Genomic DNA, 14412 nt, shown 5'->3' with positions numbered 1-14412 from the left:
GCACGATGACGCTGCTGTTACAGGCGCGACAGGGCTTTCCAGGCACGGCCCTGGGACACGGTCAGCGCCTGCTGGACCCGTGCTTCCAGTACTTCATCGCTGATATCCAGCTCTGCCAGTTGCGCCAGCTTGTTCAGCTCGCCGAACAGGCGATCCAGCTCCGGCAGTTCCAACACGCCACGGGCCAGGTGCAGCCAGGCCTGGATACGCTCGATGCGTGGCAGTTGCTCGGCCAGGTCTTCCGGCTGTTGCTGGTAGCGGCCCAGTTGCAGCGCCACGGCTTCGTCGGCCAGCAGGCGGGGCAACCAGCTCTGCAACTGCGCGGCACCCTGGCGGTTGCCGCGGTTGGCGCGCTCGACCGTCCAGCTGCGGGCCAGCAGCCAGCGCGAGGTGTTCAGGGAGAACTGGCCCCAGCGCACATCCTCCAGCTCCTCGAGGAACTGCTCCGGGGCAGCCTTGCGCACGTCCTCGTCTTCGATGCCGGCGTTGACCAGCGGGCGCCAGTCTTCCAGCAACGCGTCCAGGGCCTTGCGCAGTTCGCTGGTCGATTGCCGTGGTGCCACCTGACCGAGGCTGCCGGCCAGCGCCCGCAGTTCGATCAACTGTTGCAGCCAGTCCTGCAGCAGGCGCCAGTGGCCGTTGAAGCGGTACTGCTCGGCCAGCCGCTGGCTGCTGCCGAGCAGGTGCCAGGCCAGCGCGGTGAAGGCGTCGTCCACCGAGGTCTCGGCGGTCAGTTGCGGCGTCGGCAGGCTCAGCGAGTAGCTGTTGGCGTCGAACAGCCGGTAGCCGCGTTCGGCCTTGCTGATATCGCAGGGCATCAGCGCCAGCTTCTCGGCCAGTTCGGCGGCCAGTTCCAGCAGCGCCTCGGGCTCGCCTTCGCGCAGTTCCAGTTCCAGCTCGCAGATTTCCTCCTTCTGCTTGCCGGCGATGACGGAACCGAGGTCCAGCGCCGCCTCGATCACCACTTTCGATTTGCCACGACCCCAGGCGATCTCGGCGCGCTCGCGAACGAAATCGGTGGTGAAGATCGGCTTGAGGGTTTTCTTGTCCAGCTCGGCCAGTTGCGCCGGCCAGCATTCGCCATCGAGCTTTTTCAGGTCCAGCCTGGCCTTGGCCAGGTGCCAGTCGTACTCGTTGCGCTCGGACAGGCCGGCGATGCTCTGGCCGCGGGTCTTGAGGGTCTGGATCACTTCGTCGCCGTCACGGCGCAGGCGCAGGGCGACCTTGGCCTTGGCCAGGTCGCGTTCGGGGGTGTCGAAATACTGGTTCATCAGTTCACGACGTTCCCAGCCGCTCTTGTTGCGCTTCTTCAACAGCGGGTGCTCGCGCAGGGCGGCGAGGGTTTCGCGGCTGACGCGGAGTTTGATTTCGGTTTCTTTCTGCATGGCCGGAAAATCCAGGATCGGGAGTGCGGCCGGGGAGAAGAGTGGCCGCCTTGGGGGATGCAGTGTACAGGACAAGCGGGTCGCACGCGTCGTGGCGGTTTATTCCGGCCGCCGGATGGCTCTATGATGGGCTTCGCCTTGGAGTCCGGGAGTCAGCGCAATGCCTTTGCCGTCGATGAAAGATCAGTTCGCTGCGCTGATTGCAGTTCCTTCCGTCAGTTGTACCCAGCCGAGCCTGGACCTGAGCAACCGTCCGGTGATCGACCTGCTGGCCGGCTGGTTGAGCGACCTGGGCTTCAACTGCGATATCCAGCCGGTCAGCCCCGGCAAGTTCAACCTGCTCGCCAGCTTCGGCATCGGTCCCGGCGGCCTGGTGCTGGCCGGGCACAGCGACACCGTGCCGTTCGACGAAGCGCTGTGGCAGACCGACCCGCTCAAGCTCAGCGAGGTCGACGGCCGTTGGGTCGGCCTGGGCAGTTGCGACATGAAGGGGTTCTTCGCCCTGATCATCGAGGCGGTGCGGCCGCTGCTCGAGCAGCCGTTCAAGCAGCCGCTGCTGATTCTGGCGACCTGCGACGAGGAAAGCTCGATGTCCGGCGCCCGTGCCCTGGCCGAGGCCGGGCGGCCGCTGGGCCGTGCGGCGGTGATCGGCGAGCCGACCGGGCTCAAGCCCATTCGCCTGCACAAGGGCGTGATGATGGAGCGCATCGACATCCTCGGCCGCAGCGGCCACTCGTCGGACCCGAGCCTGGGCCACAGCGCCCTCGAAGCCATGCACGATGTGATCGGCGAGCTGCGTGGCCTGCGCGGGCAGTGGCAGCGCGAGTACAACAACCCGCAATTCACCGTGCCACAGCCGACCCTGAACCTGGGCTGCATTCACGGTGGCGACAACCCCAACCGCATCTGCGGCCAGTGTGCCCTGGAATTCGACCTGCGACCGCTGCCGGGCATGGACCCGGGCGTACTGCGCGCGGCGATCCGTGCCAAGCTTGAGCCGCTGGCTGCGCGGCACCAGGTGAAGATCGACTATGCGCCGCTGTTCCCCGAGGTGCCGCCCTTCGAGCAGGTGGCCGATGCCGAACTGGTACGCATCGCCGAAAAACTCACCGGTCACCGCGCGCAAGCGGTGGCGTTCGGTACCGAAGCGCCTTATCTTCAGCGCCTTGGCTGCGAGACCCTGATATTGGGCCCCGGCGATATCGATTGTGCGCACCAGCCGGGAGAATTCCTCGAAATGTCACGTTTGCAGCCTACCGTACAGCTGTTGCGCGAACTGATTGAACATTATTGCTTGAGCCCGGCCCCGAGCTTGCGTTAAATGCCAGGCCAAACCATTCATTACCGAGTAAGGAGAGCCCGCGTGTCGCCAAGCCTGTTCCGACGATAACCAACAGCCCGTTGTGCGTTTTCACGTTGCACCCCTTTTTCATTGGCTGTTTTTTATACAGGTTCAGGTCATGCCCGAATACGTTAACTGGCTTCGCCACGCCTCTCCCTATATCAATGCCCACCGCGATTGCACCTTTGTCGTCATGCTGCCCGGCGACGGTGTCGAGCACCCCAACTTCGGCAATATCGTCCACGACCTGGTGCTGCTGCACAGCCTCGGGGTGCGCCTGGTGCTGGTCCACGGCTCGCGCCCGCAGATCGAAAGCCGCCTGGCCGCACGCGGCCTGACCCCGCACTACCATCGCGGCCTGCGTATCACCGACGCGGCCACCCTGGAGTGCGTGATCGACGCGGTCGGCCAGTTGCGTATCGCTATCGAGGCGCGTCTGTCCATGGACATGGCGGCCTCGCCGATGCAGGGCTCGCGGTTGCGTGTGGCCAGCGGCAACCTGGTGACGGCGCGACCGATCGGCGTGCTGGAAGGCGTCGACTATCACCACACCGGCGAAGTGCGCCGGGTCGACCGCAAGGGCATCAACCGCCTGCTCGACGAGCGCTCCATCGTGCTGCTGTCGCCGCTGGGCTACTCGCCCACCGGGGAAATCTTCAACCTGGCCTGCGAAGACGTCGCGACCCGCGCGGCGATCGACCTGGGGGCGGAAAAACTGCTGTTGTTCGGTGCCGATCATGGCCTGATCGATGAAGATGGCCACCTGGTCCGCGAATTGCGCCCGCAACAGGTTCCGGCGCATCTGCAACGCCTGGGCAGTGATTACCAGGCCGAACTGCTCGATGCGGCGGCCGAGGCCTGCCGTGGCGGCGTGGCCCGCAGCCATATCGTCAGCTACGCCGAAGATGGCGCGCTGCTGACCGAACTGTTCACCCGTGACGGCGGCGGTACGCTGGTGGCCCAGGAGCAGTTCGAGCGGGTTCGCGAAGCGGCGATCGAGGATGTTGGCGGTTTGCTCGACCTGATCAGCCCGCTGGAAGAGCAGGGCATCCTGGTGCGGCGCTCGCGCGAGGTGCTGGAGCGCGAGATCGAGCAGTTCAGCGTGGTCGAGCGTGAAGGGATGATCATCGCCTGTGCGGCGCTGTACCCGATTGCCGATTCGGAGGCGGGTGAGCTGGCGTGCCTGGCGGTGAATCCGGAGTACCGCCATGGCGGGCGTGGCGACGAGCTGCTCGAGCGTATCGAGACCCGGGCGCGGGCGCTGGGGCTCAAGACCCTGTTCGTCCTCACCACCCGGACGGCGCACTGGTTCCGCGAGCGCGGGTTCGCCCCGAGCAGCGTCGAGCGCCTGCCGAGCGCGCGGGCGTCGTTGTACAACTATCAGCGTAACTCGAAGATCTTCGAGAAGGCGCTCTGACCCTCCGAGCCCTTGGGTAGCGCTTGAGGGCCTATTCGCGGGGCTTGCCCGCGAAAGCGTCAGGCCTGTCGGCGCCGGCTCAGTTGCTGATCGCCAGGATGCTCGCCTGGTAGGAGCCGACGAACACATCGAAATCGCCGACCTCGTTCTGCTCCAGCTCCAGTTGCTGTACCAGCGACTGGCGGGCGCTTTCCTCGAACGCGGTCTGCTCCTGCTTGGTCAACGGCTGGCTGCGGAAGGACTCGGCATGGGCCAGGCTCTGGCGCATGGCGAACTGGGCAAAGCTTTCCTTGTGTTCGGTCATGCTCGCCAGTACCCGGGCCGATGGAGTCAGGGACGAATCCCTGATCTTCGCCCGCTGCTCGTCCAGCGCCTTGGCGTGATCATCGCCACCCTGGCTCTGGTCCAGCAACGCCGCCAGCGGCGCGATCCGCTCCAGCAGCTCGGCGGCCCATTCCTTCATGTCCACCGCCTGGCCATCACGTTGCAGTTGCAGGCCCGGACGGCGGCCTTCCTTGACCACGCTGAGGAAATTCGCGGTGGCATTGCCGCACTCGCCGTTTTCGAGCTGCGGGCTGTCGTTCAGTGCGCAGTACAGCAGGAACGCGTTGAGGAAGCGCGCCTCGTTCAGATCGATGCCGGTCGGCAGGAACGGGTTGATATCCAGGCAGCGCACCTCGACGTACTGCACGCCACGGGCCATCAGCGCCTGGATCGGCCGTTCGCCGGTGTAGGTCACGCGTTTGGGGCGGATGTTGGAGTAGTACTCGTTCTCGATCTGCAGGATGTTGGTGTTGAGCTGGACCCACTCGCCATCCTTGTGGGTACCGATCTCGACATAGGGCGCGTAGGGTGTCGCCACCGCCTTGCGCAGGCTGTCGGTGTAGCTGTTGAGATCGTTGTAGCACGGCGTCAGGCCGGCCTGGGCGTTGCTCTGGTAACCCAGGTCGCTCATGCGCAGGCTGGTGGCGTAGGGCAGGTACAGCGTCTCGGCGTCGAACTGTTCCAGCGAATGCGCGCGGCCGCGCAGGAAGCCGGCATCCAGCGCTGGCGAGGCACCGAACAGGTACATCAGCAGCCAGCTGTAGCGACGGAAATTGCGGATCAGCGCGATATAGGCCAGCGACTGGTAGTCACGGTCCGAGCCGGTGAAACCTTCGGCCTGCTTGAGCAGGGGCCAGAGCTTTTCCGGCAGCGAGAAATTGTAGTGAATCCCGGCGATGCACTGCATCGTCTTGCCGTAGCGCAGGGCCAGGCCCTGGCGGTACACGTACTTGAGCCTGCCGATATTCGAGGTGCCGTAATAGGCGATCGGAATGTCTTCCTCGGCCGGCAGCGGGCAAGGCATCGACGGGCTCCACAGGTACTCGTTGCCGAGCTTGCTGTAGGCGAAGCGATGAATCCTGTCCAGGCTGCCCAGGGTGTCGGCCGGGTCGGTCAGGGCCGGAGTGATGAACTCCAGCAGCGACTCGGAATAGTCCGTGGTGATCTGCTCGTTGGTCAGCGCCGAGCCGAGTTCTTCCGGGTGCGGTGTCTGCGCCAGTCGACCTTCGGGGGTGACGCGCAGGCATTCGCGCTCGATGCCGTGCAGGCACTGCTCGAGCAGGGAGAGGTGGTCGCGCTCGCCGAGCAGAGCCAGGCGGCGGTTGAGAAGTTCGCTCAAGTTGGATTCCTTCACGCGTCGGTCGCCCCAATATGGGGGTGGGCAAGACGGTCTACAAGGGTGAAGTTGAGAACTGGCGTTGTCGCCTGGTAAATGTCAGAAAACGCCGATACTTCGTCCCTGAGTCGGGCGCGGCGCCGGAGGAAAATTCCGACACTGCGCTTGCAGTGTCGAAATTAACCCAAATCGAGACGTAACAGCTAGAGAACAGCGAACGTGCCTTGTGCTTTCGCGACAAGTTTGTCGCCCTGGTGCACCTCGGCCTCGACCACCAGGGTACGGCGGCCGGGGTGGATGACCCGGGCGGTGCACAACACGTCGCCTTCGGCCACCGCCCGCATGTAGTTGATCTTGCACTCGATGGTCGCGCTGCGCTGGTCGAAGCCATGGGTGGCCGAGCAGGCCAGGCCCATGGTGATGTCCACCAGGCTGAACAGCGCGCCGCCATGCAGCACGTTGCCGCGGTTGCGCAGCTGCGGCGTCAGCGACAGGGCCACCTCGGCAACGCCGGTGTCCAGGCGTTGCAGGCGGCAGCCGAGCAGTTCGCTGAAGGCGCTCTGGGTCAGGCCGTCAGGGATTTCCATCAGCGCTTCTTCAACTGCTTGGCGTTGGCGAACAGCGAGGCCATGGCATTGTTGGCCGGGGCTGCGGTGTCCTTGCGCGGGGCGTTGTTCTGCGACGGCCGTGGGGCCGAGCCCGGGCGCGAACCACGGGCGCCGTCGATCTTCTCGCCGGGGGTGTCGCTCATGCGCATCGACAGGCCGACGCGCTTGCGCGGGATGTCGACTTCCATGACCTTCACCTTGACCACGTCGCCGGCCTTCACCGCTTCACGCGGGTCCTTGACGAACTTCTCGGACAGCGCCGAGATGTGCACCAGGCCGTCCTGGTGGACGCCGATGTCGACGAAGGCGCCGAAGTTGGTCACGTTGGTCACCACGCCTTCGAGAATCATCCCCAGTTCGAGGTCCTTGAGGTCCTCGACACCTTCCTGGAACGCCGCGGTCTTGAACTCGGGGCGTGGGTCGCGGCCCGGCTTGTCGAGTTCCTGGAGGATGTCGGTGACGGTCGGCAGGCCGAAGGTTTCGTCGGTGAACTTCTTCGGGTCCAGGCGCTTGAGAAACGCGCTGTCGCCGATCAGCGAGCGGATGTCGCGGTCGGTTTCGGCGGCGATGCGCTGTACCAGCGGGTAGGCTTCCGGGTGCACCGCGGAGGCGTCCAGCGGGTTGTCACCGTTCATCACGCGCAGAAAGCCGGCGGCCTGTTCGAAGGTCTTTTCGCCCAGGCGCGGGACTTTCTTCAGCGCGGCGCGGGTCTTGAACGCACCGTTCTCGTCGCGGTGGCTGACGATGTTCTGCGCCAGGGTGGTGTTGAGGCCGGAGATCCGCGCCAGCAGGGCCACCGAGGCGGTATTCACGTCGACGCCCACGGCGTTCACGCAGTCCTCGACCACCGCGTCGAGGCCGCGGGCCAGTTTCAGTTGCGAGACGTCGTGCTGGTACTGGCCGACACCGATGGATTTCGGGTCGATTTTCACCAGCTCGGCCAGCGGGTCCTGCAGGCGGCGGGCGATGGAGACCGCGCCACGGATCGATACGTCGAGGTCCGGGAATTCCCGGGCGGCCAGTTCCGAGGCCGAGTACACCGAAGCGCCGGCTTCGGAAACCATGACCTTGGTCAGGCGCATGGCCGGGTACTTCTTGATCAGGTCGGCGGCCAGCTTGTCGGTCTCGCGGCTGGCGGTACCGTTGCCGATGGCGATCAGGTCCACCGAGTGCTTGGCGCACAGCGCGGCGAGGATGGCCAGGGTCTGGTCCCACTTGTTATGCGGCACGTGCGGGTAGACGGTGGTGTGGTCCAGCAGCTTGCCGGTGGCGTCCACCACGGCCACCTTGCAGCCGGTGCGCAGGCCGGGGTCCAGGCCGAGGGTCGCGCGCGGGCCGGCCGGCGCGGCCAGCAGCAGGTCGTGCAGGTTGTGGGCGAAGACGTTGATCGCCTCGGTTTCCGCGCTATCGCGCAGTTCGCCGAGCAGGTCTGTTTCCAGGTGGGTGTAGAGCTTGACCTTCCAGGTCCAGCGCACCACTTCGCCCAGCCACTTGTCGGCGGGGCGGTTCTGGTTCTGGATGCCGACATGCTGGCCGATCATGCCTTCGCATGGGTGCAGGGTGCCCGGCAACTCGTCGCCGACTTTGAGCGAGGCCGCGAGAATGCCTTCGTTGCGGCCACGGAAGATCGCCAGGGCGCGGTGCGACGGCATGCTCTTGAGCGGCTCGTCGTGTTCGAAATAGTCGCGGAACTTGGCGCCTTCCTCTTCCTTGCCGGCCACCACGCGGGCACTGATGATCGCTTCCTGCTTGAGGAAGTTGCGCAGCTTGTCCAGCAGGCTGGCGTCTTCGGCGAAGCGCTCCATCAGGATGTACTTGGCGCCTTCGAGGGCGGCCTTGGTGTCGGCGAAGCCCTTTTCGGCATCGACGAAGCGCGCGGCTTCGGTTTCCGGTGTCAGCGACGGGTCGTTGAAAAGGCTGTCGGCCAGCTCGCCGAGGCCGGCTTCCAGGGCGATCTGGCCCTTGGTGCGGCGCTTCTGCTTGTACGGCAGGTACAGGTCTTCGAGGCGGGTCTTGGTGTCGGCGAGCTGGATGTCACGCGCCAGGGCTGGGGTGAGCTTGCCTTGTTCCTCGATGCTGGCGAGGATGCTGGCGCGCCGCTCGTCGAGTTCCCGCAGGTAGCGCAGGCGTTCTTCCAGATGCCGCAGTTGGGTGTCATCCAGGCTGCCGGTGACTTCTTTCCGGTAGCGGGCGATGAAAGGCACGGTAGAGCCTTCATCCAATAGGGCGACGGCCGCTTCGACCTGTTGTGGGCGTACGCCGAGTTCTTCGGCGATGCGGCTGTTGATGCTGTCCATAAAACCACCTGACAAAGTGTGAAATCAGGCGCGCCGGGCCTTTGGGCCTGTCGGGCGAGCCTGGTTTGGGATCAAAAAGGCGCACCTTGTGACCCGGGAAATCAGCACATTGCTGTGAGCCTTTGCAAAAAAGATGGCTTCGAACAGCAATGATCAGACGTTGCCTGACGCAGAAAGCGGGGCATTATAACCAGCGTTCCGGGCTTGGGGGGATTGTGCGCGTGTAGGCATAAAGCGCTGTTTGCTGGTAGTCGAGGAAAAATCTGCTAACAATGCACAGGATACGCATGGGGGCCGCTGGCCCCATAATGCGCGCCGAGATCAAAGGAGCAACCCATGAGCAGCACTGCACAAACTGCTGAAGGCGAAAAAATCCTCATCGTGGACGACGATCCGGGGCTGAGCAGCCTGCTGGAGCGTTTTTTCACCAGCAAGGGCTATCGCGCCCGCGCGGTGGCCAACACCGAGCAAATGGATCGTCTGCTGGCCCGTGAAGTGTTCAATCTGGTGGTCCTCGACCTGATGCTGCCGGGTGAAGACGGCCTGACGGCCTGCCGTCGCCTGCGTGCGGCGAACAACCAGGTGCCGATCATCATGCTCACCGCCAAGGGCGACGAACTGAGCCGGATCAAGGGCCTGGAACTGGGGGCCGACGACTACCTGGCCAAGCCGTTCAACCCCGATGAGCTGATGGCGCGGGTCAAGGCCGTGCTGCGCCGCCAGGCCGCGCCGGTTCCGGGCGCCCCGGGCAGCGAGGACGAAAGCGTCACCTTCGGCGACTACGAGCTGTCCCTCGCCACCCGCGAACTCAAGCGCGGTGACGAGGTGCACATGCTTACCACCGGCGAATTCGCCGTGCTCAAGGCACTGGTGATGCATGCCCGCGAACCGCTGACCCGCGACAAGCTGATGAACCTCGCCCGTGGCCGCGAGTGGGATGCACTGGAGCGTTCCATCGACGTACAGATTTCCCGCCTGCGTCGCATGATCGAGCCGGATCCGTCCAAACCGCGCTATATCCAGACCGTCTGGGGTGTGGGCTACGTGTTCGTGCCGGACGGCACCGCGACCAAGTGACCGGTGATTTGTAGGAGCGAAGTGCCCGGGCGTGCGCAAGCCGCCCGGGCAAGTCGCGATCCGCAATTGTGCGAGCCCGCCTGCTCGCTCCTGCAAAGTATGTAGCGGCTGTATTTATGAAGACCCCTCTCTGGTTCCCCCAAAGCTTCTTCTCGCGCACCCTCTGGCTGGTGCTCATCGTGGTGCTGTTTTCCAAGGCGCTGACCCTGGTCTACCTGCTGATGAACGAGGACGTGCTGGTCGATCGCCAATACAGCCACGGCGTGGCGTTGACCCTGCGTGCCTACTGGGCGGCCGACGAGGACGATCGCGACAAGATCGCCGATGCGGCGGGGCTGATCCGCGTGGTCAGCGGTGGGGTGCCGGAGGGCGAGCAGCACTGGCCGTACAGCGAGATCTACCAGCGCCAGATGCAGGCCGAGCTGGGGGCCGACACCGAGGTTCGCCTGCGCATGCATGCGCCGCCGGCCTTGTGGGTACGGGCGCCGAGCCTGGGCGCGGGTTGGCTGAAGGTGCCGCTGTATCCGCATCCGTTGCGCGGGCAGAAGATCTGGAGCGTGCTGGGCTGGTTCCTGGCCATCGGGCTGTTGTCGACGGCGTCGGCCTGGATCTTCGTCAGCCAGCTCAACCAGCCGCTGAAGCGCCTGGTTTTCGCCGCACGGCAACTGGGCCAGGGACGCAGCGTACGCCTGCCGATCAGCGACACACCCAGCGAAATGACCGAGGTCTACAGCGCCTTCAACCAGATGGCCGAGGATGTCGAGCAGGCCGGTCGCGAGCGTGAACTGATGCTGGCGGGAGTTTCCCATGACCTGCGCACGCCGTTGACCCGCTTGCGCCTGTCCCTGGAACTGATGGGCGACCACAGTGAACTCAGCGAGGACATGGTGCGGGATATCGAGGACATGGACGCGATTCTCGACCAGTTCCTCGCCTTCATCCGTGACGGCCGCGACGAGTCGGTGGAGGAGGTGGACCTCAGTGACCTGGTGCGCGAGGTGGTGGCGCCCTACAACCAGAACGAACAGCGGGTGCAGATGCGCCTGCAGCCGATCCGGCCGTTTCCCTTGCGGCGGGTGTCGATGAAACGCCTGCTGAACAACCTGATCGGCAACGCCCTCAACCATGCCGGGGAAGCGGTGGAAGTCGCTGCCTACGTGTCTGGCGATACCAACGCACCCTATGTGGTGCTGAGCGTGATGGACCGGGGTGCGGGTATCGACCCGGCGGAGCTGGAGGGTATCTTCAACCCGTTCACCCGCGGCGACAAGGCCCGGGGCGGCAAGGGCACCGGCCTGGGCCTGGCGATCGTCAAGCGGATCGCCTCGATGCACGGCGGCAATGTCGAATTGCGCAACCGGTCCGGTGGCGGTCTGGAGGCGCGGGTTCGGTTGCCGTTGGGGCTGATGCTTCCGCGCGACGCGGTCTAGCCCGCGTCGGTTTGCCGGGCGGGTTTCAGCCCTTGCCCTTGGTTCGGGTCATGTTCGGCCCGCCGTTCTTCTCGATATGCTGGATGATCATGCCCGCCACGTCCTTGCCGGTGGTGGTCTCGATCCCTTCCAGGCCCGGCGACGAGTTGACCTCCATCACCAGCGGTCCGTGATTGGAGCGCAGGATATCCACGCCGGCCACGCTGAGGCCCATCACCTTGGCTGCGCTGAGTGCGGTCATGCGTTCTTCCGGTGTGATCTTGATCAGGCTGGCACTGCCGCCGCGATGCAGGTTGGAGCGGAATTCGCCAGGGCGGGCCTGGCGCTTCATGGCCGCGATCACCTTGTCGCCGACTACGAAGCAGCGGATATCGGCACCGCCGGCTTCCTTGATGTATTCCTGGACCATGATGTCCTGCTTGAGGCCCATGAAGGCCTCGATCACCGATTCCGCCGCGGTCGCCGTCTCGCACAGCACCACGCCGATGCCCTGGGTGCCTTCGAGGACCTTGATCACCAGCGGGGCGCCGTTGACCATCTCGATCAGGTCGGGGATATCGTCCGGCGAGTGGGCGAAGCCGGTGACCGGAAGGCCGATCCCGCGGCGCGACAGCAGTTGCAGCGAGCGCAGCTTGTCCCGGGAGCGGGCGATCGCCACCGATTCGTTGAGCGGAAAGACGCCCATCATCTCGAACTGGCGCAATACCGCGCAGCCATAGAAAGTCACCGAAGCGCCGATTCGCGGAATGACCGCGTCGAAGCCTTCCAGCGGTTTGCCGCGGTAGTGGATCTGCGGCTTGTGGCTGGCGATGTTCATATAGGCGCGCAGGGTGTCGACCACTACCATTTCATGGCCACGCTGGACGCCGGCCTCGACCAGGCGACGAGTGGAATACAGACGCGGATTACGCGACAGCACAGCGATTTTCATGCAACACCTGTGGCAGAGGTAGTAGTAACCGGGAACACCGGCTTTTCCTGAACGTATTTGCTGCCTGGATTGACCACCAGTTGGCCGTCGACCAGGGCCTTGGAACCGAGCAGCAGGCGATAGCGCATGGACTTGCGGCAGGCGAGGGTGAACTGCACCTGCCAGACCCGGTCGCCCAGGGCCAGGGTGGTGGCGATCACATAACGGGCCTGGGCATGGCCGTTGGAACTCTTGATGGTCTTCATCGCCAGCAACGGCGCTTCGCAGCGCCGATGGCGCAACTGCACCACGGTGCCCAGGTGGGCGGTGAAACGTACCCACTTCGCCCCGTCGCGCTCGAACGGCTCGATATCGGTGGCGTGCAGGCTGGAGGTACTGGCGCCGGTGTCGATCTTCGCCCGCAGGCCCGCGACTCCCAGATCCGGGAGCGCGACCCACTCGCGCAGACCCACAACGGTCAAATGGTCAAATGTCTTCAAAGTGCTCAACCGGTGAGAAACCTGCTCGGACCGCCAGGCAGCGGCCATGGCGGTATTCACGCAGAATAATGGGTAAATGGCGATAGATATCTGTGCGACTTTTTAAAGGTCGTGAACATATCCCTGGCTCATCCGGCATTCTAGACCGGGAGGGGAAATTCAGCTTCGACGGCAACGGTAGTACAGTTGAGCAATATTTCAGTTTGAGGAATCCCCGTGGCACAGAAATCGGAAGAGGACGACAAGGTTCGACTCGACAAATGGTTGTGGGCAGCCCGCTTCTACAAGACCCGCGCCCTGGCCAAGGCGGCGATCGAGAGCGGCAAGGTGCATTGCCGTGGCGAGCGCTGCAAGCCTTCGAAAGAGCCGCGGGTCGGCGACGAACTGCTGATTCGCACCGGCTTCGATGAGCGTACCGTGGTGGTCCAGGCGCTGTCGGTGGTGCGCCGTGGCGCCCCTGAGGCACAGGCGCTGTATGCCGAGACCGCCGCCAGTGTCGCCAGGCGCGAGGCCGAGGCGGCCCAGCGCAAGGCCGGTGCCCTGGGGTTGACCACCGACGGCAAACCGACCAAGAAGCAGCGCCGCGACCTGTTCAAGTTCCGTGGGGCGGGTGGCGAATAATCCCGTGGATCCTTGACTGACAGGCATTCGCCCCCATGTTGCGTGGTCAGAACCCCGATTTGTTCATAAAATGCTCAGAATCTCTGAGTCGAACACCTTTATTCCTACTTCCAGAATCGAAACCTATGTCAGATCTACCAGACACCGATTACACCCAACGCTTCATCTTCGATGACAGCGACACGCGTGGCGAACTGGTGTCGCTGGAACGCAGCTACGCTGAAGTCCTGGCCAAGCACCCCTATCCGCAGCCGGTGGCCCAACTGCTCGGCGAACTGATGGCCGCCGCCGCGCTGCTGGTCGGCACCTTGAAGTTCGACGGCCTGCTGATTCTTCAGGCACGCTCCGAAGGCGCGGTGCCGTTGCTGATGGTCGAGTGTTCCAGCGAGCGCGAGATTCGCGGGCTGGCCCGCTACGAGGCGGATCGGATCGCGCCGGGCGCAAGCCTGGCCGAACTGATGCCCAACGGTGTCCTGGCGCTGACCGTCGACCCGGTCAAGGGTCAGCGTTACCAGGGCATCGTCGACCTTGACGGCGCGACCCTGTCGGACTGCTTCACCAACTACTTCGTTATGTCCCAGCAGGTCGGTACCCGCTTCTGGCTCAATGCCGATGGCCAACGTGCCCGCGGCCTGCTGCTGCAGCAACTGCCTGCAGACCGGATCAAGGATGAAGAGGAGCGTGCCGCCAGCTGGCAGCACATCACCGCCCTGGCCAGCACCCTGACCGCCGAGGAACTGCTCGGCCTGGACAACGAAACCGTGCTGCATCGCCTCTATCATGAGGAAGCGGTGCGCCTGTTCGACAACCAGCCGCTACGCTTCCATTGCAGCTGCTCGCGCGAGCGCTCGGGTAACGCCCTGGTCAGCCTGGGCCTGGAAGATGCCCAGCAACTGGTGGCCGAGCGGGGCGGTGCAATCGAGATCGATTGCCAATTCTGCAACCAGCGTTACCTGTTCGATGCGGCTGATATTGCGCAGTTGTTTGCCGGCGCAGGGGTCGAGACCCCGTCAGATACTCGTCACTAAAACGCTTCAGCGCAGGTAAATCTCCTGTCAAACGCCGGAAAATAGGCGTTCTGACAGGAGGGCCCTACTTTTTTTGGGCGTTTCTGGCATAATCCGGCGCACTTTTTTCACGGTAGTAGTGCGCGACTTTCTACTAC

At 64.3% G+C, this 14412-nt stretch carries 12 protein-coding genes; 6 read left to right on the top strand and 6 right to left on the bottom strand.

Annotated features, from left to right (window positions below):
• Nucleotides 1–17: 17 nt before the first annotated feature.
• Entirely contained in the window at nt 18–1385 is a 1368-nt protein-coding gene (locus tag ACMGT0_RS30245; RefSeq protein ID WP_054058621.1) for an inorganic triphosphatase, read from the bottom strand.
• Between the two features lie 160 nt (nt 1386–1545).
• Between ACMGT0_RS30245 and argE the strand changes: the two genes are divergently transcribed.
• Together argE and argA are read left to right on the top strand one after the other, a co-directional pair.
• Complete coding sequence (gene argE / locus ACMGT0_RS30240; RefSeq protein ID WP_416770911.1) at nt 1546–2706, top strand: acetylornithine deacetylase; 1161 nt, start codon at nt 1546–1548, stop codon at nt 2704–2706.
• Nucleotides 2707–2845: 139 nt separating this feature from the next.
• Nucleotides 2846–4144, top strand: a complete 1299-nt coding sequence (gene argA / locus ACMGT0_RS30235) for an amino-acid N-acetyltransferase (RefSeq protein WP_054058623.1) — start codon at nt 2846–2848, stop codon at nt 4142–4144.
• Between the two features lie 79 nt (nt 4145–4223).
• On the opposite strand, the gene gshA is transcribed toward argA, so the two are convergent.
• The 3 genes from gshA to ACMGT0_RS30220 form a co-directional block, all read right to left on the bottom strand.
• Complete coding sequence (gene gshA / locus ACMGT0_RS30230) at nt 4224–5807, bottom strand: glutamate--cysteine ligase (RefSeq protein WP_416770908.1); 1584 nt, start codon at nt 5805–5807, stop codon at nt 4224–4226.
• Between the two features lie 200 nt (nt 5808–6007).
• On the bottom strand, nt 6008–6391 hold the full coding sequence (locus ACMGT0_RS30225; RefSeq protein ID WP_054058625.1) for a PaaI family thioesterase: 384 nt from the start codon (nt 6389–6391) through the stop codon (nt 6008–6010).
• Nucleotides 6391–8709 carry a Tex family protein gene (locus ACMGT0_RS30220; protein WP_416770906.1) on the bottom strand — a complete coding sequence of 773 codons (2319 nt, stop codon included), beginning with the start codon at nt 8707–8709 and terminating at the stop codon, nt 6391–6393. The genes ACMGT0_RS30225 and ACMGT0_RS30220 overlap by 1 nt, the downstream gene beginning before the upstream one ends.
• Nucleotides 8710–9045: 336 nt before the next feature.
• On the opposite strand from ACMGT0_RS30220, the gene ompR reads away from it, so the two are divergent.
• Both ompR and ACMGT0_RS30210 read left to right on the top strand, forming a co-directional pair.
• Nucleotides 9046–9786, top strand: a complete 741-nt coding sequence (gene ompR, locus ACMGT0_RS30215; RefSeq protein ID WP_054058627.1) for a two-component system response regulator OmpR — start codon at nt 9046–9048, stop codon at nt 9784–9786.
• Nucleotides 9787–9902: 116 nt separating this feature from the next.
• Nucleotides 9903–11216, top strand: a complete 1314-nt coding sequence (locus ACMGT0_RS30210; RefSeq protein ID WP_054058628.1) for an ATP-binding protein — start codon at nt 9903–9905, stop codon at nt 11214–11216.
• A gap of 25 nt (nt 11217–11241) precedes the next feature.
• On the opposite strand, the gene rimK is transcribed toward ACMGT0_RS30210, so the two are convergent.
• Entirely contained in the window at nt 11242–12147 is a 906-nt protein-coding gene (gene rimK / locus ACMGT0_RS30205) for a 30S ribosomal protein S6--L-glutamate ligase (RefSeq protein ID WP_017903280.1), read from the bottom strand.
• Complete coding sequence (locus ACMGT0_RS30200; RefSeq protein ID WP_054058629.1) at nt 12144–12626, bottom strand: ATP-dependent zinc protease; 483 nt, start codon at nt 12624–12626, stop codon at nt 12144–12146. The genes rimK and ACMGT0_RS30200 overlap by 4 nt, the downstream gene beginning before the upstream one ends.
• Nucleotides 12627–12842: 216 nt before the next feature.
• Here ACMGT0_RS30200 and ACMGT0_RS30195 point away from each other — a divergent pair, with 216 nt between their 5' ends.
• Nucleotides 12843–13247, top strand: coding sequence for an RNA-binding S4 domain-containing protein (locus tag ACMGT0_RS30195; RefSeq protein ID WP_054058630.1), 405 nt, complete (start codon nt 12843–12845; stop codon nt 13245–13247).
• A 125-nt stretch (nt 13248–13372) separates the two neighbouring features.
• Complete coding sequence (hslO, locus tag ACMGT0_RS30190) at nt 13373–14275, top strand: Hsp33 family molecular chaperone HslO (RefSeq protein ID WP_054058631.1); 903 nt, start codon at nt 13373–13375, stop codon at nt 14273–14275.
• The last annotated feature ends 137 nt before the right edge of the window (nt 14276–14412 follow it).

This window comes from Pseudomonas sp. RHF3.3-3, from assembly GCF_048069595.1.
In the GTDB taxonomy this organism is placed as follows: domain Bacteria; phylum Pseudomonadota; class Gammaproteobacteria; order Pseudomonadales; family Pseudomonadaceae; genus Aquipseudomonas; species Aquipseudomonas fuscovaginae_B.
The sequence above is the reverse complement of the archived record's forward strand: the minus strand, read 5'-3'. Positions and strand labels throughout refer to the sequence as shown.